Source organism: Roseovarius aestuariivivens (assembly GCF_004761875.1).
Classification (GTDB): domain Bacteria; phylum Pseudomonadota; class Alphaproteobacteria; order Rhodobacterales; family Rhodobacteraceae; genus Roseovarius; species Roseovarius aestuariivivens.
Map to the genome: position 1 here is coordinate 1 of NZ_SJEY01000018.1, position 19,211 is coordinate 19,211.

General features: G+C 54.9%; 17 protein-coding genes and 2 pseudogenes. 11 read left to right on the forward strand and 8 right to left on the reverse strand.

The window, feature by feature from the left end; all coding sequences use genetic code 11:
- Window positions 1–62 precede the first annotated feature (62 nt).
- Complete coding sequence (locus EZV60_RS18510) at window positions 63–866, forward strand: protein NO VEIN domain-containing protein (RefSeq protein ID WP_245306362.1); 804 nt, start codon at window positions 63–65, stop codon at window positions 864–866.
- Here the strand turns inward: EZV60_RS18510 and EZV60_RS18515 are convergent.
- On the reverse strand, window positions 863–3,100 hold the full coding sequence (locus tag EZV60_RS18515) for an ankyrin repeat domain-containing protein (RefSeq protein WP_135507487.1): 2,238 nt from the start codon (window positions 3,098–3,100) through the stop codon (window positions 863–865). The two genes, EZV60_RS18510 and EZV60_RS18515, sit on opposite strands and share 4 nt — an antisense overlap.
- 460 nt (window positions 3,101–3,560) lie before the next feature.
- Window positions 3,561–3,719, reverse strand: a pseudogene (locus EZV60_RS18520) (IS110 family RNA-guided transposase); the annotation flags it as partial.
- A 195-nt stretch (window positions 3,720–3,914) separates the two neighbouring features.
- On the opposite strand from EZV60_RS18520, the pseudogene EZV60_RS19395 reads away from it, so the two are divergent.
- Window positions 3,915–4,142: pseudogene (locus EZV60_RS19395) on the forward strand (IS6 family transposase); the annotation flags it as partial.
- 52 nt (window positions 4,143–4,194) lie between these two features.
- Here EZV60_RS19395 and EZV60_RS18530 read toward each other — a convergent pair.
- From EZV60_RS18530 to EZV60_RS18550, 5 genes are read right to left on the reverse strand one after another with little or no spacing between them, the layout of a single operon-like run.
- Window positions 4,195–5,142: a hypothetical protein gene (locus EZV60_RS18530; RefSeq protein ID WP_135507489.1), complete on the reverse strand. Its 948-nt coding sequence runs from the start codon at window positions 5,140–5,142 to the stop codon at window positions 4,195–4,197.
- Complete coding sequence (locus tag EZV60_RS18535; protein WP_135507492.1) at window positions 5,143–8,106, reverse strand: type I restriction endonuclease subunit R; 2,964 nt, start codon at window positions 8,104–8,106, stop codon at window positions 5,143–5,145.
- Between the two features lie 4 nt (window positions 8,107–8,110).
- On the reverse strand, window positions 8,111–8,410 hold the full coding sequence (locus EZV60_RS18540) for a hypothetical protein (protein ID WP_135507494.1): 300 nt from the start codon (window positions 8,408–8,410) through the stop codon (window positions 8,111–8,113).
- Complete coding sequence (locus tag EZV60_RS18545; RefSeq protein ID WP_135507496.1) at window positions 8,407–9,744, reverse strand: restriction endonuclease subunit S; 1,338 nt, start codon at window positions 9,742–9,744, stop codon at window positions 8,407–8,409. The genes EZV60_RS18540 and EZV60_RS18545 overlap by 4 nt, the downstream gene beginning before the upstream one ends.
- Window positions 9,741–11,762, reverse strand: coding sequence for a type I restriction-modification system subunit M (locus tag EZV60_RS18550; RefSeq protein ID WP_135507498.1), 2,022 nt, complete (start codon window positions 11,760–11,762; stop codon window positions 9,741–9,743). Before EZV60_RS18550 ends, EZV60_RS18545 begins: the two co-directional genes overlap by 4 nt.
- 366 nt (window positions 11,763–12,128) lie before the next feature.
- Between EZV60_RS18550 and EZV60_RS18555 the strand changes: the two genes are divergently transcribed.
- The 8 genes from EZV60_RS18555 to EZV60_RS18590 all read left to right on the forward strand — a co-directional run bounded on the left by EZV60_RS18555 (window position 12,129) and on the right by EZV60_RS18590 (window position 17,579).
- Entirely contained in the window at window positions 12,129–12,347 is a 219-nt protein-coding gene (locus EZV60_RS18555) for a hypothetical protein (protein WP_135507500.1), read from the forward strand.
- Complete coding sequence (locus EZV60_RS18560) at window positions 12,347–12,886, forward strand: hypothetical protein (protein ID WP_135507502.1); 540 nt, start codon at window positions 12,347–12,349, stop codon at window positions 12,884–12,886. The genes EZV60_RS18555 and EZV60_RS18560 overlap by 1 nt, the downstream gene beginning before the upstream one ends.
- A complete protein-coding gene (locus tag EZV60_RS18565) occupies window positions 12,879–14,363 on the forward strand; it encodes a DEAD/DEAH box helicase (RefSeq protein ID WP_167853582.1) in 1,485 nt (494 codons plus the stop codon). Before EZV60_RS18560 ends, EZV60_RS18565 begins: the two co-directional genes overlap by 8 nt.
- Entirely contained in the window at window positions 14,363–15,331 is a 969-nt protein-coding gene (locus tag EZV60_RS18570; protein ID WP_135507506.1) for a primase-helicase zinc-binding domain-containing protein, read from the forward strand. Before EZV60_RS18565 ends, EZV60_RS18570 begins: the two co-directional genes overlap by 1 nt.
- Before the next feature lie 29 nt (window positions 15,332–15,360).
- Window positions 15,361–16,242, forward strand: coding sequence for a terminase small subunit (locus tag EZV60_RS18575; protein ID WP_135507507.1), 882 nt, complete (start codon window positions 15,361–15,363; stop codon window positions 16,240–16,242).
- A gap of 168 nt (window positions 16,243–16,410) precedes the next feature.
- The gene (locus EZV60_RS18580) at window positions 16,411–16,809 is read left to right on the forward strand and encodes a hypothetical protein (protein WP_135507509.1); all 399 of its coding nucleotides are present in this window, start codon (window positions 16,411–16,413) and stop codon (window positions 16,807–16,809) included.
- Window positions 16,766–17,200, forward strand: a complete 435-nt coding sequence (locus tag EZV60_RS18585; protein WP_210115127.1) for a helix-turn-helix domain-containing protein — start codon at window positions 16,766–16,768, stop codon at window positions 17,198–17,200. Before EZV60_RS18580 ends, EZV60_RS18585 begins: the two co-directional genes overlap by 44 nt.
- Window positions 17,193–17,579, forward strand: a complete 387-nt coding sequence (locus EZV60_RS18590; RefSeq protein ID WP_135507511.1) for a DUF6941 family protein — start codon at window positions 17,193–17,195, stop codon at window positions 17,577–17,579. Before EZV60_RS18585 ends, EZV60_RS18590 begins: the two co-directional genes overlap by 8 nt.
- An 88-nt stretch (window positions 17,580–17,667) precedes the next feature.
- Here the strand turns inward: EZV60_RS18590 and EZV60_RS18595 are convergent, their stop codons facing one another.
- Window positions 17,668–18,915 (reverse strand): tyrosine-type recombinase/integrase, encoded by a 1,248-nt coding sequence (locus EZV60_RS18595; RefSeq protein WP_135507513.1) that lies wholly within the window; start codon window positions 18,913–18,915, stop codon window positions 17,668–17,670.
- 68 nt (window positions 18,916–18,983) lie between these two features.
- On the opposite strand from EZV60_RS18595, the gene EZV60_RS19265 reads away from it, so the two are divergent.
- Window positions 18,984–19,211, forward strand: a 228-nt coding sequence (locus tag EZV60_RS19265) for a hypothetical protein (protein WP_210115128.1), incomplete at its 3' end; no start/stop codon positions are given.

Sequence of the window (19,211 nt, forward strand, 5' to 3'; positions counted from 1 at the left end):
TGTCTTCTGACTTCTCTCGTTTCCCAGCCATTCTCTGGTCCTCCAATTCGCGGGATAATTCTATCCCAGTTGGTGGACCACTTCAGTGGGGGCACTCCAATGACATCGCTGGGCACCGCTATAACAAGGCCGAGCATCGACGTGCGCTTCTGCCATTGCTGAACGATAGATCTGAGGGATCGGTCGAGTTCAAGCATCAGAACATTAGCGCAGTGCTCAAGGGGCTCGGGGAAGACTGGATCCCCGGCTACAAGCCGGCGTTCAATTTCCAGATGACCTTGGTCGATGCCGTGGCGCGCTGGCTGGCGCTGAACCCAGCCTGGCTCGGTCGCCGTCCTGCTGCGCGACCGCCGACCGGCCTGGCCGACGCCTCGCCGATCTGGATCGGGCCACCGCCGACGCTGTCGAACCAGCCACCGCCACAGGAGCTGGAGCAGATTCTGCACATCGCGCGAAAGTTCGATGTTGCGGCGAGAGACGAGCGAAACCGCACCCTCGGCCGTGCCGGTGAGGAGCGCGTCCTGGCGCACGAGCGTGCAGCCCTTAAATCAGCGGGCCGCGACGACCTTGCTCGTAAGGTCCGGTGGGTGTCGGAAGAGGATGGCGATGGTGCTGGCTACGATATCGCCAGCTTCGCGCCGAACGGACGCCCGCGCCTGATCGAGGTGAAGACGACGAACGGATGGGAGCGCACGCCTTTCCACATCAGCCGGAATGAACTGGCCGTGGCCGAGGAGCGGCGTGCGGAATGGTCCCTGTTCCGACTATGGAATTTCGCACGCGAGCCGAAGGCGTTTGAGTTGCACCCGCCGCTGGACGCCCACATTTCGCTGACGGCGACGGCGTTTCAGGCAAGCTTTCACTAAGTCGCCGACGTACAGCCGCTGCTACAGAATCCGCATTCATGGCACACGAGTTTTCCACATCTACGGCAAGTATCATTATTTCCTACCACAAGCGGAAATGTGTCGCACGGAATGCCGGATTCAGATCGTCCGCCACAATAGGCATAGACTGTGATCTGTCTTCCGCCTTTGAGGCGTCCGAGTAAAACATGTGGATTTTGCGCGTGGAACGCTTCGAAATCGAGACCGGATGCCGATATTTCCTCCGCGGCCCGTTCGAGCAAGTCGAACATGTTGTGCACTGAACGGAGAGGATCGGGAAGTCCGCCAGCTTTGCTTTCAGGAAAAGGGGTGCACATCTTTGCGCCCACACGGTCTTCGTAGCGCCTGCCGAGCTCCTCCATTTGGAAAAGCCTCCGAAAAAATCTCATAAACCTTAGGGGCGTCCCGCCTGACAAGACCTCGGAGATAAATCCCGACACTGCGAAAAGTACGATTGTTCTCTTTGAGTATGTCGAGTCCAGAATTACCTGTGAAAATAAATCAATAATCCGTCTCTGCGAACCACTTAGTCGCGTGTATGCACCGATCTCGTGAACCTTGCCAGCGGCAAGAGCCGCAGCAAGGATCGATTCTGGCCGTTCTCCAAGCAGTAAATATGCGTCGAGAAGCTCGTCATAGTTTACCTCCCCGAAGGGATACTCGAACGACCAGGCTGGGAGATGCTGATCATCAAAACGAACTTGTATTGTCTCCAGCCCCGGAAAGGCGCGTTGAACCGCTGATCTCGACAGCGCCAAATCGTGTTGTGAAACTTCTCCTAGATAGGTTTGCTCAACACCGCCAAAAGTGCCGCGCGCAGTCGCAAAAGCTGAGATTACAACGTCCTGATTTCCTGACCTTTTAAATTTGGGAACAAAGTTCTGACGAGCATTCTGCCGATAGACGGTTGTGTTCTTGACATCTAAAGGCTTGCTCGCCCAGATGTCAAAATCTCGCCATCGGTTATCCTTTCCCTCAGTTTGAAGTATAGAGCAGTCTTCGACCGTACTGCCTGACAGTGATGAGTAGATCGAAATGGCGGCCTTCTCTGCGAGTCTTGCGTAGACAAGCCGCGTGAAGTGCTTGGCCGAATCCTTCATTCTCATGTTGTCGCGCGAAATAATCTGCTCTTCGCCATCATTTGCGCTTTGACCCGCCCATGACAATATTAGCTTCTCGTCCGGCTTCGAAATATAGAATCCAATATTGTTACGAAAGCTTATGGAAAGAACTCGATTAGAGAGTTGAGCGCTAGCGCTGTACCGCCAAAATTTTTCAATTTTCGACTCAACCTCATCGCCGTTTGTGACATCATCGGAATAAATTCTGAACGAGTACTTTTCTTGGTAACCCCAATGTGGGTGGCCGCCAATGGCTCGAAAATATGGAGGACCTTCCTTTAGGCGATCCTTCATGAATCGTCTGATATGATTTTCTAATTCTTTTGTGGCTTGACTATCTTCGACCTCGTCAAGAGAGAGTAGGTTTGGCAAGTCATGTTCTCTTATGGCTGTAAGGCCTGGCTCATCTATCCTTGCACCGATAATACGCTTCTGCTCGCCTGCCTTCAGCGCAGCAATCCATGTCTCTTTTGTGACTATGGGACGCCTATCCTTGTCAAAGACCAAGGAGAGGTTCACGTAGCTCGGCTCACCTCCCATGATCAAGTCACGCCCTTCATTGGCGGAATAGCGGAGTATCTCTGTTGCTATGTCGGCGAGTGGTTTTCGCTGCGCATTCGGGTCATTCGCCAATCGCCAATACGGCACTGTGCCCCGGAGGACCTCGCACTCTTGAGCGTAGCTGAACGCTGTTCGATTGTGCTTGTCACGCAAATGGATGTCAGCGTCTGCATCGAGCAGAACCTCGATGTTCTCCGGGCTTTCTGATCGCGCAGCCCACATTAGCGCCGTCCAACCGATTTCATCTTGCGCGTTGGCATCGGCACCGGCGTTTAATAAGGCTCGAATGTGGCTGGGAGATCCGTTCCGTGCTGCCATCATCAAAGGCGTTCTATCGCGCTCCCCGCGAGCATGGACATCAATAGATGAAACGGCAGATGAAATTTCGGCGTCGGTGGATTTTGACCACCACGAAAAATTATACAAACTTTCTGGATTCCTAATACTTGGCTGCTTGGCCACCTCAGTATTCGTGCTGTTCCCGGCCGGCCGCTCGGTGCGTTCTTTGCGGCCACCATTTTTGTTCGCCATGGTGATGACGGCCCTCCTCAAACAAATTGGAACTCATTTGCACTCATAATGAAGGCGCGTCGCACAGGCAATCTTGCCGTAAGCTAATCGAACACTCGTACCAGCTGCTCGTCCCACTGCAAGGAGGCCACGAAGCACAGGTCGTGGCATTGTCAGAGCAACTCGGGTTGAGACCGACGGCCACGGCCCCTTCTATGGTTGCCGCCCGTTGTGCAAGATGTTTCCGACGTTGATTGGTTGTGATCGAGTGCGGTCTTCTATCAGGCCTTTGAGTGCGGCTTTTTCGATGTCCGCTGGCCGGTATGGAGATCAGCGGAGCGGGTCCAAATCTACCCTGCGAGATCATCGTCTCTAGGGGACGTGCTGGTTTTCCCGACCCAGATCTGTTCGATCAAGTGCCCATTCAGGTCGTCGACTTCTTACACCTCGCTTTCCAGTTTCAAATGCCGGGCGCGCTTGCTCACGCCACCACTTGAACCGGTTCCCGATAATCTTCCTGTTTCGTCAGCAAGGCCCATATCTGCCGCGCCATCTTGTTCGCCAGCGCAATCGCCACCAGCATCTTCGGCTTGCGCTCAAGCATCCGAGCCAGCCAACTGCCAGGCGGAATGCCCAAACGACCACGCGGCGTGAGGGCGCGGTCAAAAGAACCTTAGCTTGAGGCGGGCTCGTGCCCGCCCTACCCTGCCGGCAGGCGCTGTCAGAGGAAAATCTTGTCGTAGGGTTTTCAGCGAGGAATTCGGCTGGCTTGCCCGCGCGGGTAGTGTCAAAGTGATGAGCTTGCGACCGTTGTAGTCGACCGCACCCTTCCTGAATAAGCAAGCCCAACCCGTTTCGTTACTTCCAAACCAGCCGCGAGGTCATCCGCCTGGCGGTTATGATGTACATCAGATTTCCGCTGTCCTTACGCAATGTCGAGGAACTCCTGCACTAGCGCGGGATCGACGTCAGCCACGAGTCTGTCCGGTTTTGGTGGATGCGGTTTGGCCCGCTTTTCGCCTCTGAGAAGCAACTTCGACTGCTCCGTCGAGGGCGCTCATACTGTATTTTTTTGGGCTTTTGGAGATTCTGGACGCTGAAGATACTCACATGGTTCAAGCTTGGGAAAGAGCGGCGTTTGCATCGTCCAGAAGTCCGCCAAATATCTCATGTGATACACCATACTCGAAACGTCTCGCCTCAAGCATCGCACGCCTTACATGTTCCGCGGAGAAATTTTCGATCCAGGGCAAGTGAGCAGAATAACACTCGGGCTGCTTTTGTCGTAGCTTTTCAAACGCCTCACGCGCTCCGGGCAAGGAGTCTTTCTTCGATGAAAGGCACAAGTGAGTAAAGTACTGGGCAAGACCCTCGACCACGTTCACGTCCGATGAACCAAATCGATCTGACGACCACTGCATGCCGTCTATCTCCGCCCCCTGATGGGTATAAGCATGCGCCAGCTCATGCGTCAGAACAACTATGGCGAGATCCTCGACATGCACGCCAAGCAAGTCGGAAACTAATCCAATTACGCCCCAATACAGCGTCACCTCGCCGCTTTCTTCATCCAAATACTTGGTTCTATATGAATAAGTTCCCAGAACATCATCAGCTACATTGAGGATTTTCTTGACGGGATCTCGAGTTTCAAGAAGTTCGAGTAGTTCCCTGAAACGTTGGGCATGACCAAAGATTTTGTTATCCGGTAGGGATTCTAAGCCAAGACTATGCGCGTGAGATAGGTCCCTGTTGATCACATGGTAGCGATCCCAGTCAGCCGCGCCGTATTCAATGAGTTTTCGTATCTTCGCTAATCTCAGAAGCGTGTCGATATCATCATCGAACTCAATATCTTCTAAATTAGTAGGCATACCGGGAAGGATGCGGATCGGTACTTGCGATATGCGTCGCTCACCCATGATTTCGACCGAAAGTGACAGGCGTGTCCTATCCCGGAGCAAATAACGGATTGAGGTATTAGCGCGGCGGTACGCACTCTTTATCTTCTCCTCAGTTTTTGGATCGACCTGCCTCAATAACTCCGACAGCCGGATCGACATTTACCTCTCCCTTGCCTGCCGCTGCGCCCGCTTGAAAAAGTGCCGTATCGCCTGTTCTCGGATATCCTTGTCGGTCATAACGATATTTCGCATTTCGTTGTCCTGCTGAAACATCTTCACCATGCCCTGAAAGAACGCCTGTGAGAAAGCGTTGTAGACCACGTCTGCTGGGTTATTTTTGACCATATCAGTCATGTCTTCGTCCATGATTTCGCGGGTCACTTTTTCGAATCGCATGAAGTCTTCGCGCGAGAACTGGGTGCCATGCCGCTCGTTGAACGAGTCGATGATCTCGGACAGCGATCTTTCTTCTTCCTCGGTGTAAGGGTTCGCGCCGAACTCGGTAATCGGGTCGAGTGTTCGTGTCTCACCAGCTGTCAGAGAAGCACTGCCTTCCTCGCCCTTCTGCAACTTGAAGGCAGACAGGTTCAGCATGTCGTCGGTGATCGTAGTGTCGGCAGGCACATCGCGTGACGGCAGCAGGCGCGACAACCAGGATGTGTAGGCGTAGAGTTTTTCCAACCAAGCATCGTTGAGCGACACAACCTGTGCCACGAAGGCGTAGAACCGCTGGAAACTCTTCAGGAGTTGGCGGAACTCTTCTTGTTGTGCTTCGTCTTCATCTAGTTCGAAACGGTCTACCGCGAGACGGACAGTGCCCTCCAACTTGAGACGGTCCTGCGTTGTCAGATCGCCCTTGAAGAACTGGTCGGCGAACCGTTCGACCTCGTCTTTGTGGATGTAGGTCGAGGACGAAATGCGTTGTTCTAGGTCGTAGATTTGGTTCAGGTCAGTGCGTTCTTCGAGCGCAGTCGCCTCGAAGAAGGGCGCGAACGCTTCTTTCACGTCTTCCATCTCGTTCTGGAAGTCGAGCACGAAGGTTCGGGTTTTGCCGGGATATGTCCGGTTCAACCGGGCAAGCGTCTGCACCGCCTGCAACCCGGCGAGTTTCTTGTCCACATACATCGCGACCAGTTTCGGTTGGTCGAACCCGGTCTGGTATTTCTCGGCGACGACGAGGATCTGGAACTCGTCAGTGTCGAACTTCTTCGGCAGTTCCGTCTCGGCGAACCCGTTCGCGGTCGCTTCAGTCCAGACGTTGCCATCGATGTTCAGATCGCCCGAGAACGCGACCAGCGCCTTCAGATCAGTGTATCCTTTCTGCGCGATGTATTCGTTCAGGCGCTGCCAGTAACGCAGGGCATGTTCGCGACTCTGGGTCACGATCATCGCCTTCGCCTTGCCGTCGAGTTCCTTGGCAACGTGCCGACGGAAGTGTTCGACGATCACCTCGACCTTCTGATCGATGGCGGTCGGATGCAGCGAGGCATAGCGGGCGACACGCGCCTGTGCCTTGCGTCCCTTGAAGGCAGGATCGTCCTCGATGGTCTTTTCGAGTTGGTAGTATGCCTTGTAGGTCATGTAGTTCTGGAGCACGTCCAGAATGAACCCTTCCTCGATTGCCTGACGCATCGAATAGAGATGGAACGGATGCGGTTTGCCGTCTGATCCGATGCGCCCGAAGCGTTCCAGCGTCACGTTGCGCGGCGTCGCGGTGAAGGCAAGGAACGAGATATTCTTTTGCGGTCCCCGCGCTTTCTGGAACGCGAGAACCATGTCTTCAATGTCCTCGGAACTTGTCTCGTCGCGGGTCAGCGCGTCGGTCATTCCCTGCGCTGCCTTGCCGGACTGGGACGAATGCGCCTCGTCGATGATCACGGCGAAGTTCTTGCCGCCCTGACCCGAGATCGCCTTCAGATGTTCGGTGCCGAACTTCTGGATCGTGGTTATGATGATCCGCGCGCCGTTCAGGATCGCGTCTTTCAGATCGCGGGATGTGCCGTCGATCTTGCGCACCACGCCCTCGGTCTGGGCGAACCCGCTGATGGTCTGCTGCAACTGACGGTCCAGCACCAAGCGATCGGTCACGATGATCGCGGTGTCGAAGAGCGGTTTGTCGTCTTCGTCGTGCAGGTTGATGATCTGGTGCGCGGTCCAGGCGATAGTGTTAGACTTGCCCGACCCGGCACTGTGCTGGATCAGGTAGTTCTGTCCTGCGCCAGTGGATCGCGCGTCCGACAGCAGTTTGCGCACGGCGTCCAACTGTTGGAACCGCGGAAAGATCAGAACCTCTTTGCCGCCCGACCGTTCGAGATGGATGAACCGCCCGATCAGGTCGAGCAGCACCTCGCGCGAGAAAACCGCCTTTTCGCCGGGCAGGTCTTTGTAGAGATAGGCGACCCGGTTCTCGCCCGGCACATCGGGGTTTCCGGCACCGCCATCACGCCCCCGATTGAAGGGCAGGAACCGCGTCTTGCCGTTCATCAGGCGCGTGGTCATCGACACGTTGTCCTGATCGACCGCGAAATGAACGATGGCACCGCGTTTGAAGGTCAGCAGCGGTTCGCCAGCGGGGGAACGATCTTGCTGATACTGCTTCTCGGCGTGTTTGACGTTCTGCCCGGTCAGCAGGTTCTTCACTTCGAGCGTGGCGACGGGGATGCCGTTGACGAAGGTCACCAGATCGATGGCGTTCTTGTTCTTCGCCGAATAGGTCACCTGCCGCATCACGGACAAGATGTTCGCCTCGTAAAGGCGGGTCAGGTCGGGGTTCAGGTTCGAGGCAGGTTTGAAGAAGCACAGCGCGAACCTGATGTTTGGCACCAGTTTGATGCCCTCGCGCAGCACGATATGGGTCGGGTTCTGCTTCAACGCCTGATCCAGACGTTTCAGAACCTCTGCCTCTGCCTGCGCGCTGTAGTGATCTTCCAGCGTCTGCCATGCGTCGGGTTGCGTGTCCTTCAGAAAGCGAAACAGCAACTCGGTGTCGAGGGCATGGGCAACGTCATAGTGGGACGCGCAGTCGCGTTCGACGTAACCCTGATCTCGGGTCAGGCAGGCGACGATATGCTCCTCGAAGACCTTTTCTTGGTGGATATCGGCCACGGTGTGTGTTTCGGTCATGGAATTACTTCTTACTCATTGATCCGCCGCGAACGAACCGAATTTTCGTTCCAAAGAATCCCGCTTTGCTTTTGGCGCGAACAAGCGGGTCGGCACTTCCCGCAGATGCTTTTTTGTTACGTCGTTTGCGTCTTCTGGACTTCGGTTGCTTGATCGTTGGCGACAAGTATCCCGCCTGCTCAAGATCTCTACGCAAGCACGCCACCCTTTTTTTTAGGTTTTCACTTTCAGTCGCGTCTTCGCATTGCGCCAATTTCGCTTCTAGCGCCGCCAAGTGTTTCTTGAGCGGTTTTGCCTTGCTCACGCGCCCATCTCCTCTTGAATGGCGTCGAGGCGGCGGTCGGGGGTGCCGGATTTGGCGTAGGTCGAGACGTCGATCTGACCCGTGACAGCAGCGGTGATCAGGGCGGAGCGATATTCTTTGAGGCGGTCGATGGATGCGTTAGTTTTCTCAGAGATGCTCTTGGCGCGGCGTTCCCAATGTTGCAACTCTTGAACGATCTGCTTCTGTTCTTCCATTGGTGGAAGAGGGATGCGGATGTTTAGGAGTGTTTGAGGTCTGACAACTTTTCTCAAACCAGTATAGAAGGGGCGCAATCTCTTGCCGTTGTCGATATAGAGCAAGTGGAAGTAGATGAAATCTCGGTCAACGCGGTCCGCATTGATATCCGCAACGGTATATGCACCAGTAACCATCCCATATTCATTCGAAAGACCGACGGTTCTCGGTGTTTCGTCAATATCAAATAAGCACAGAACGAGTTGGTCGGGTTTTACCACCTGATATGCCGAGAAGTCCGAGGGAAACTTCCCTTTACCGCTCTCAACATCGCGCGGGATTACACCCTGCTTGGTGAGCGAAAGTAGAACATAGTCTCCACTTTTCTCACCCACTGAACCCGAGGCGAGGCGAAGCAACTGACGCAATGGCGTTTGGGTCCAGTGCGATGGAACGTCAGGTGCCCAGTGATAAATCGATTTCGCAAACTCGGTGAGGTCCCCTCTTACGCCACACGTCATCAATCTTGTTGTTTCGGTTTCGAACTTCTCCCCCAGCAAAGCCACTAACCGCTGCTTTTTCTCGATCAGCAGGTCTATTCTTGCCGTCTCACGGTCCAGAAAGTCGGCGATCTGGCGTTGGGTCGCGAGGTCGGGGAACGGGAAGCGGAACGTTTCGAATACGTTTTGGTAGAGATGATTTATCGTCGATCCAGAGAAGTTGAATGCCACGAAGTCGTCAAAGACTTTCGAGCGAATGACCCAACCTAGGAAGTCCGTAGAAAGTTCGCTGGTTTTCGGTCGCACAACGAATACACCACTGTTCAGAGTCGCGGGTGCATCCAGTCCGTGGACAACTGCAACCTTTCCGATTGTTCCGTCCTTCGTGACGAGAAGATCACCCTCATTGAGTTGGATGTTTCGATCCATCTCATAGCGTTCAGTGCTTACATGGTATGCGGTCGACCAGTTGACCCTGCCGTTTTGAAAGTCAGTGCCCGTCACGCAATACGGACCTTCGTCCACGAACTCATCAGTTCGTAAACTTTGCCAACCAATGCGTGCCTTCAGCGAGGCAACATGGATGAGTTTGCGATACGGGAATGTGTTGCCGTTCGCGTCCAACCAAGGTCGCGTCACTCGACCACCTCCTGCAGCAGACCGGCAATCTCTGCTTCCAGCGCCTTCAACTCGGCGTCGATCTCTTCGAGTGGTCTCGGGGGCACGTATTTGTAGAAGTAGCGGTTGAAGTTTATTTCATACCCGACACGTCCAACGCCGCCATCCTGCGCGTCGGTGTAACTCTCATCCACCCAGGCATCGGGGACAAAGGGCAGAACCTCGCGCTGCACATAGGCGCGCCAGTCGTCGTTCAGCGGCACCAGTTCGTGATCGCGCAGATCGGTGTCGGGTTCGGGATTGCCGTGTCTGTCGGTGCAGACCTCGACGTCTTCGTCCCGTTCGGACAGCGCGGACAGGATCGCCTTCTTGACCGGCGCACCGATCTTGACGCCGGCGCGACGGAGAGCGGCGGAGAGCGCGGTGTCGAAGTCGGCGCGGTCGATCCATCGCTCGTCAGCGGGCAAGTGATCCTGCAACGCCTCCGAAACGCGGATCTGGTCGTCTTCTTCGAGTTTCTGGAACGGTTTCGCCTCGCGCAGCGTCTCTAGCGCCTCGGCCGTCACGGCGAACGCGAGTTTCAGCGGGCGTTCGACGCGAATTTCGCGATACCCGAAATCGGTCGTGGCGAAGATTTTCGACACGTCGCCCCAGTCGCCATCGCCATTCAGCATCTCGGCATAGATACGGGCGATTTCGTCACAGGAGTCGGGCGGGATTTCACGGCGTTTGGACCCGAGCGACTTGCGCATCGATTTCCAGAACCTCTCGCCGCTGGCGTCGATCAGTTGCACCTTGCTACGCCGGGCGGTGTCCTTGCGATTGGTGAGCAACCAGACATAGGTCTGAATGCCAGTGTTGTAGAAGAGGTCGGTCGGCAGCGCGATGATCGCCTCGACCCAGTCGTTTTCCAGCATCCAACGGCGGATCTCGCTTTCGCCCGACCCGGCACCGCCCGTGAAGAGAGGTGACCCGTTCATAACGATGCCGATGCGCGACCCTTGTTCATCGTTGCGCATCTTCGAGATCATATGCTGCAGGAACAGCAACTGCCCGTCCGAGATGCGAGGCAAACCAGCGCCGAAGCGCCCGTTCTTGCCCTGCGTGTCTGCCTCATCCTTGATTGGGTCGGCGTATTTCTTCCAGTCCACGCCGTAGGGCGGGTTCGACAGCATATAGTGAAAGCGTTTGGTCGCGTGGGCGTCTTGGGTCAGCGTGTTGCCGAACGCGATGTTCTCGGGGTTATGCCCGGTCACCAGCATGTCGGATTTGCAGATCGCGAAGGACTCGGGGTTCAGTTCCTGCCCGAAGAGTTCAACGCGAATGCGGTCGTTCAGCCCCTTCATCTCCATCTCGGCGATGGAGAGCATCCCGCCTGTGCCTGCGGCGGGGTCGTAGACTTGGCGAATGACACCCGACCCGGTCAGCGCGTCCTTGTCGTTGATTAGAAGCAGTGAGACGATCAGGCGGATGACCTCGCGCGGGGTGTAGTGTTCGCCCGCCGTTTCGTTCGAGATTTCCGAGAAGCGGCGGATCAGGTCTTCGAACAGATATCCCATCTCAAGGTTCGAAATGGCGTTCGGGTGCAAGTCGATCTGGGTGAACTTATCGAAGACCTGATAAAGCAGGCCGGCGTCGTTCAGGCGCTTGAGCTGGTCAGTGAACAGGAACTTGTCGAGGAAGATATCGCGGACGTTGCCCGAGAACTTGGTGATGTAGTCGATCAGGTTCTTGTGGATGTCTTTCGCGTCCTGCCCCTTGAGAGAGGCGAAGGTGAAGCGGGACAGGTTGTAGAGACGGATATCTTGACCGACGACGCCGGAAAGCAGCGTGTCGCGCGCCTCTTCATCCATGTCGTCTGGAAGGTCGTTCGCCACCTGTAGAACAGCGGGTTTGGTCTCTTCGAGGATGCAGTCGAGACGTCGCAGCACGACGAAGGGCAGGATGACCTTGCCATACTCAGACTGCTTGAAGTCTCCGCGCAGAAGTTCCGCGATGGACCAGACGAAAGACCCGAGTGACTTGATATCTGTGCTCATTGTAGCTCTGCATCCAACCCGTTTATTGATCTTCGCCATACACTTCGCCTAGGACGCTAACACGTCATGGAAAGGAAGAAAAACTGGCTACAAACAGCTTGAAATCCATTTCGTCGCAGCAAGACGAGCGAAAGCGCAGATAGCTTACGTAGAGCGTGCTAAGGCTGCTTATTCTTTATTGATAATAGAGAAGGTTCAGAGCATTTGGCGCTTGAACGCGCAAACCAGAAACTCAAATTGACTACATTTAGCATTGATGAGTACCTTTTGACGCGATATTTTGTGTTCATCAGCCGCGCATGATGTGTGGCTTCCACCCAAGACATCCGTCACTTTTGACGGCTGTCTCAGCATGGAAGCTCCATCATGCCGAAAAAAGTCTCCCCTGAACGCCTCCACGAAATCCAAGAGCTGCCCAACGAAGCACGCGTGCGCGTGCGCGATATCGCGGCTCTTGAAGATGTCTCCATGTCCACCGCTTGGCGCCGCGTGCGCGACGGTCATTGGCCGGTCGTCCGCGTCGGCGGCACGACGCGGGTACTGCTGGGTGCCTATCGCCGCAAACAACAGGAAGGCAGCGAGTAATGGGCCTTCCTGGATATAAACGCAAAGCCATCAACACGATGGGTGCGGGTCTTCGCACCACACTGAGCCGCTGCGATCCCCGCTTAGCTAAAAGCTTCAGACTGATGACTGTCCAGATCATCAAGGAAGGCATCGTGCGTGGGCTACAAGGCCACGCCGCAATCTATCCTGGCATGAATAAGCTGGCGAAATGGGGAAATTGCTCCAAACGGCAGGCTCGCCGGAACATGGCAACGCTGGAGAACTGGGGGGTCGTCACGCCCCTCGATGAAAAGAAGGGGGGGCAATTCTCCACCAGATACCAGGTGGAGCCCGAGGCTTTGATCAAGGCGATGATCATCATGGGGGCCAATCCGCACCCAAACCTGATTGCAGCAATCCGCGACTTTAAGGCCGAGTTCAAGGCGGACATTTACCCCGGACATGAGGTCGGACAAATGTCCGCCGGTAAATATAATACCCAGGCCAACACTCAGACCGACGCGCAGCGCCAGGTGCCCATCCCCAAGCCAATGCAAGGATATGAGCACGATGCGTGATCTTATTTCAGATATTGGTGCTCAGCCCAAAACCCTGCGCCCCCACCAAGCCAAGGCGATAGACCTGCTCCGCCAATCTCTTGGCAAGGGCCACAAGCGCGTCGTTCTGCAAGCGCCGACAGGTTTCGGCAAAACGCTGGTCGCCGCCAAGATCATTCAAGGCGCGCTCGATAAAGGCAACCACGTCATCGTCACGGCCCCAGCAATCAGCTTGATTGACCAGTCCCTCGAAGCATTTGCGAGCGAGGGCATCTACGACATCGGCGTGATGCAGGCCAGCCATCCGCGCACCAATCCCCTGGCAAGGGTTCAGGTGGCCAGCGTTCAAACCCTGGCGCGTCGCGACATTCCTGATGCGACCCTCGTGATCGTCGACGAATGCCACCAGCGTTTTAAGACGATCGAGAAGTTGATGAAGGACAGACCGGACGTCTGCTTCATCGGCTTGAGCGCCACTCCCTGGGGCAAAGGAATGGGCCTTATTTGGGACGATCTGGTTGTTCCCACGACGATCAACGAGCTGATCGAGCAGGAGTACCTGTCAAACTTCACAGTTTTCGCGCCTGACGTGCCTGATCTCGCCAGCGTCAAAACTCAGCATGGAGATTACCATGAGGGGCAGGCTGCTGCGGTTATGCACGGCAAGGCGCTCATGGCTTCTGTGGTTGAGACGTGGCTGGCTCGGGGCGAAAACAGGCCGACGCTGCTGTTTGGCGTTAACTGCGCCCATGCAGAGGCACTAAGCGAAGCTTTCAAGGGCGCGGGTGTGAGTAGCGCATATGTCGATGCCTACACTGATAGCGTCGAACGCGCACTGATTGAGCGTCAGTTTCGTGCAGGTGAGGTCAAAGTGGTCTGCTCCGTGCGCACCTTGACGACAGGCGTCGACTGGCCTGTCAGCTGCATTATTGACGCCGCACCAACCAAGAGCGAAATCCTGCATGTCCAGAAAATTGGGCGCGGCCTGCGTAACGGCGAGGGCACTCAGGACCTGCTGGTTCTTGATCACGCCGGCAACTCTCTGCGGCTCGGTCTTGTTACCGATATTCAGAACCAGACACTGGACACCTGCAAGCCGGGTGAGAAGGCCACAAGCGGCCCAAAAGCAAAGAAGCTCCCACGTCCCTGCACAAGCTGCGAAACGCTGTTCACGGGCCGTTTCTGCCCGTCCTGCGGGCGAGAGCGCAAACCGGTTCCGGGCGTCAACACAGTCGAGGGTGAGTTGGTCGAGATCGGTGAGGTACGCAAAACTCCGACAAAGGAAGAAAAGCAGAAATTCTGGTCAATGGCGCTCGCCATGGACGATGAGCGCCGTAAAGGCGGCGGTATGGCGAAAGCCCTCTATAAAGGAAAATTCGGGGTCTGGCCTAAAAACCTCTCCGAGCGGCGCCTTGAGCCAGATCAGGCATTCCTGAACTACGAAAAATCCCGCCGCATCGCTTATGCGAAATCGAAGCAGAAGCGGGGAACGGCCTAATGGGACAGATCAAAACTGTCGACGCTGCCCGCAACAAGTGGCGCGGGATCCTGTTGGAACTGGGCCTCCCGGGAGACGTCCTCAAAAACAGGCACGGTCCCTGCCCTCTTTGCGGAGGAAAGGACAGGTTTCGTTGGGACAATAAGGACGGTCGCGGGACATATATCTGTAACCAGTGCGGCTCCGGCGATGGGATGGATCTAGCCATTAAAGTCACTGGACTAGGCTTCAAAGAAACAGCGGCCAAGATCGACAGGTTCGTTGGAAACATTGCCGTGGACTTACCCCCAAAGGCCATGAGCGACGATACGCAACGTGGTTTGCTGAGCAAGATTTACAGGCAGACTAAGGAGGTGCAGCCAGGAGACTTGGTCCACAAATATCTTGCGACGCGCCACCTCGAAGAATTGATCTATCCTCCATCAATCCGCTTCGCGCCAGACATGGAGGACGGAGAAGGCGGACGGCATCCAGCCATGGTCGCGATGGTTGGCGTGCCAGGTGAAACCACAACTACGGGCGGGCCCAAGTACCGCTCAATGCACCGGACTTACCTGCGCCCGGATGGTGCTGGAAAAGCGGAGATTGCGCAGCCGCGCAGGTTTTCTCCGGGGCCACTCCCCGACGGAGTCTGCGTCCAACTTTGTGAATATGTACCCGGTGGTCCGCTCGGGATCGCCGAAGGCATCGAGACCGCCCTTGCGGCCTCAGCGTACTTTGAAATTCCAGTTTGGGCGGCGCTTAACAGCCGTCTTCTCGAAAAATGGAGACCACCTGCTGGCTGCACGGAAGTCGCTGTCTTCGGCGATAACGATATTAAGTTGGGTGGCCAGAAATCAGCCTATGCATTGGGAAACAAACTGGCTCTGCAAGGCATAGATGTCACTGTGCAGATTCCAGACGTGACCGGCACTGACTGGGCGGACGTTTGGTCTCAGTGGTGTCAAAAAAAGATCGAGCTGAAATAAGGGGGCTCGCAAGCATGCGAGAATAGCCTTTGAAAAACAGAAGCAAATCTCCACCAGCGTCGAAGAGCTCGAAAACCAGTGAGAAGAAATCTAGAAACCTTGCACCGTCAGGGCTGACCTGGAAGCGCGATGCTTTTTGTCGCGAATACCTCAAAGATCGAAATGCCGCGCAGGCCGCGATCCGCGCAGGATACGCTGAGAAAGCCGCCAAGGAGCAGGGTTACAGACTGCTCACCAATGCTCACATCAAAGCGCAGATCAACAAGTTGGCCCGGGAACGCGCGAGGCAGCTCGAAATTGAAGCCGCAGACGTGCTGCAACGGCTGTGGGAAAAAGCAACAGCTGAAGTGAATGAACTGGTCCGCGTGGAGCGCCGTTGCTGCCGGTACTGCTGGGGCGTAGATCACGAATACCAGTGGAGAACCGCTCGGGAATTTCGAGAGGCTTTCGATAGAGAAGTGACCAAGCAGTTTGGAGCCGACGATCTGGACAAGCTCATTGAGATTGGCCGCAAGGGCGATGCTGGCGAGCGTATTCCCGGCTTGCCCACCGACGCGGGAGGATACGCGTTCGATCCAACTACAGATCCTAACCCAGACTGCCCAGAATGCGCCGGTGAAGGCATAGCGCATGTCGTGGTATCTGATACCCGCGAGTCGCTTTCACACCCGCTCTACGAGGGCGTTAAGCAGACCAAAGACGGCATCGAGGTCAAGATCGCCGATCGCGCCAAGGCGCTCGAACAGGTCGCTCGTCACCTGCAAATGTTCAAGGACGAGGTTCAGGTCAGCGCATCTGACGAGCTACGCGCCGCTGCTCGCGCTATCAGTGCCGTTGCTCCGCCTCTCACGCCCGATTACATCCGACGGAACGCCCACAGGCTCGATGAGCTGGACGAGGATCGCGATTGATGGCTGCACGGGCCTCGCATAGAGTTTCTATGCTGGATCATTTGATTAACGCTTGAGAAACGGCTGTTGCATTATATGTCAACAAGTGTAAACGATAACTTAGAAGAGGTTTTGAGATCGGGTCGGTTAATCCGTCTCAGGGTTCCCCTGCTAAAGGGCTGTCAGCCAATGCGCGTTTTGCTGGCAACACCGCGGTCTGTGACCTGGATGAAAAGTAAACTTCCTGAGCTGGAGAGCGATGGGTATGTGAAAGATGCAATTAAACCGAGGGAACAGGCCATGGTCTTGATGTCGGGCTTTGTGTCGGGAAGAGATTTCGATCCCCCACTACCTCATGATATGCAAGATCATGAAGCGGGAATATGGGAGCTCAGGACGGACGACTTGCGGTTCTTTGGATGGATCCCAAAGCCTTCGATGTTTTGTTTGTCCAGTGTCGAGACAGCAAGAAAGTGCAAAGATAAAGACCTGTATAATGGTTTTAAAACACAAGCTATGCACGATCGAGAGGAAATCAGCTTATATGGCGGAAGTTACGAAACCGGAGAAATCCGAGATCTTATTTGATCTGGGCGTTAGCGAAAAAGATCTGCACGCATCAGATTTTATGGCTCGCACCAATAGAAAGCTCATAGCAGCATTTCTGTCTGAGGCGCACGCAAGTGGCCTTACTAAAGCTGAGCTCGCGCGTCGTATTGGCGTTGATCGTTCTGTGATCACTAAGATCTTGCGGGGAAAATCGAATTTGACTGAGCGCTCAATTGGGGAGTTGGCTTGGGCCCTTGGATATGATGCTGAGCTGCAACTTAAGAAGTGTGAGTATGGAGATAATTTCAGGGTAACCAAAGAGCAAAAAGGGCAGATCTTCCTAACTGCAAGCTCTGCAAATGCTGCCCATCAAGGCAAAGGCACGAAGCCCGCAGCTGCGGTTAACACTTATGTGATAGCGAATGACTAACCCGCTTGAAGCGATTTTCTGCGACGACATCCGCAGAGAGGATAACGGTAAGCTTCTGATTATAGGGGCTTACGGCGGTAACATTATAGTAAACAAATTGCCTGTTCAGCTCAGGCTGTCGATTTGGATCCGTGCCACTGATTTGCCCGAAAGCCCGTCGCCAGGCCTTATAAAAATTTCTGTCAACGCAGAGCAGGTTCACCAGATCGATATATCTGACCGCGCACAAGACGATACCGGCTTAACGCAATTTTTACTGATTGGTGTGCCAATTGATTTGGAGGCGCCTAGCCGGATAACTGTTGAATTGAAAATAGACGATGACAAGACAGAACGCCGAGCCGAGATTGAAGTAACGCCGGCAGCCGGTGAGAGGTGAATTGGTGGATAATCGAGTGTTGTTGAGGCTACGCGCCTATATCAAGGGTCAAAAGCAGCGCAAGACAACAGTGAAATACGACAAGCGCCTATGAAATACCAGTTACGTAATAGTGAAGCCGGTCAGCCAACTCAGCGCGCTCCGTCGAAGTATCAAAACGCCGATAACTGGCGTCCAGCCCCTTCAAAGAATGATCACAAAAAGCGTCTGCGATGTGATCTGCAATCGACGGCTCAGTCCTCCGGCAGAACTCCTTGATGGAGTTGCGAAAGCCGTGGGTAGTCAACGCAGGATCGAACCTCTTTAAGATTTTCAGCACAGCGTTTTCTGTCAGGTGGCCGGTAGTTGAAGGACTTTCAAACACATATTTGCCGGTCGAACTTGGACAAAGGTGATATAACTGCTTGATCAATCCGTCAGGCAGGCGCAGTGAATACTCCCGCCCTGATTTCATCCGGCCCTTCGTCGACTTGTCTGTGCGCTCAGGGACTGTCCAGACACCCGTGTTTTCGTCGATGTGGTCCCACTCAACTCTGACCACGACACCAATCCTGTGAGCTGTAACCATAGCTGTGAGGATCGCCAGTTTTGCACTATCGCTTGCTTGGGTGCCCTGGACCCATTTCCATAGCTCAGGCAGCCTCTCGGCCGGCAATGTGCCGTGATGCTTTTTCTTGGTGATCCGTTTGGGGAAGTTTGAACGTGGCGGCGTAGGATTGTTCTCACAGAACTCTTGAACGATTGCACGCTCGAAGACTTTGTTGATGTGCCCGAGTGCATGTCCCGCCGTGACGGGCTTATCCTTGAACAAAGGATTCAGGAGATTAAAGACCTCTCGGCGACGTATTTCATTTATCGGGCGCGCACCAATGACAGGACTGATGTGGTGCTCATGGATGGCTCTTGGACGTCGACGACTTGGCCCTTCTTGAAGCGTTGGCTCAACGTCCCAAAACCACTCTTGCCACATTTGGTCGTAGGTCGGCACCGAATTTACGCCTCGGTGCTCAAGACCATTCAAGACCTGTCCCCGAACGACGCCTTCTAGCTCGCTTGCTGTATGTGCGTTGGAGAAGCCGCGTTTCAGTGCCTCATTGCTAAAGCCTTCCTTCTTGAGTCGCTTGGCCACGACGGCAAGTTCGCGCCCACCAGCGAGGCTGACAGTTGGGTAATCACCTATCTTCAACCATGTGCCGCTGCGAAAATAGAAAGCTTTTGAACCATTCGGCCAACCACGCACGTAGAGGCAATCACGCCCGCCTGTGCTTTTGGCCTCACCAGGCTTTGACGGCTTCCACTTCCGGATCGCTACGTCTGTTGTCAGGGGTTTGCTCAATGAGATACACTTTTGTCATGGGCAGATACACTTTGATCGTGACATTCAGTGAACGCAGGTGCAAGTGCATGATAGCGGAAATCAAGAAGATCATTATATCTCAGCGATTTAAATTAATTTATTGCCTTAGAACAAAAAAGGCTATCGCTCCCACCTCCTCCGCCACCCAGACCTGTCTCTCTGACAACGTGCGGTTTGAGCCGATTTTTCTGCGCGTATTAGGGTGTTTAGCATGGCAGCTTTCCGACAGAGACGCACCGATCTTCGGCAATCCGGGGAGATTATCCCGCGCGTCT

What these genes read in the sequence shown, in the direction of transcription:
- EZV60_RS18570 (WP_135507506.1), top strand. Translation starts at nt 14,363, where the DNA reads ATGGGACAGATCAAAACTGTCGACGCTGCCCGCAACAAGTGGCGCGGG.
- EZV60_RS18590 (WP_135507511.1), top strand. Translation starts at nt 17,193, where the DNA reads ATGACTAACCCGCTTGAAGCGATTTTCTGCGACGACATCCGCAGAGAG.
- EZV60_RS18585 (WP_210115127.1), top strand. Translation starts at nt 16,766, where the DNA reads ATGGCGGAAGTTACGAAACCGGAGAAATCCGAGATCTTATTTGATCTG.
- EZV60_RS18535 (WP_135507492.1), bottom strand. Translation starts at nt 8,106, where the DNA reads ATGACCGAAACACACACCGTGGCCGATATCCACCAAGAAAAGGTCTTC.
- EZV60_RS18565 (WP_167853582.1), top strand. Translation starts at nt 12,879, where the DNA reads ATGCGTGATCTTATTTCAGATATTGGTGCTCAGCCCAAAACCCTGCGC.
- EZV60_RS18530 (WP_135507489.1), bottom strand. Translation starts at nt 5,142, where the DNA reads ATGTCGATCCGGCTGTCGGAGTTATTGAGGCAGGTCGATCCAAAAACT.
- EZV60_RS18560 (WP_135507502.1), top strand. Translation starts at nt 12,347, where the DNA reads ATGGGCCTTCCTGGATATAAACGCAAAGCCATCAACACGATGGGTGCG.
- EZV60_RS18515 (WP_135507487.1), bottom strand. Translation starts at nt 3,100, where the DNA reads ATGGCGAACAAAAATGGTGGCCGCAAAGAACGCACCGAGCGGCCGGCC.
- EZV60_RS18550 (WP_135507498.1), bottom strand. Translation starts at nt 11,762, where the DNA reads ATGAGCACAGATATCAAGTCACTCGGGTCTTTCGTCTGGTCCATCGCG.
- EZV60_RS18580 (WP_135507509.1), top strand. Translation starts at nt 16,411, where the DNA reads ATGCGCGTTTTGCTGGCAACACCGCGGTCTGTGACCTGGATGAAAAGT.
- EZV60_RS18555 (WP_135507500.1), top strand. Translation starts at nt 12,129, where the DNA reads ATGCCGAAAAAAGTCTCCCCTGAACGCCTCCACGAAATCCAAGAGCTG.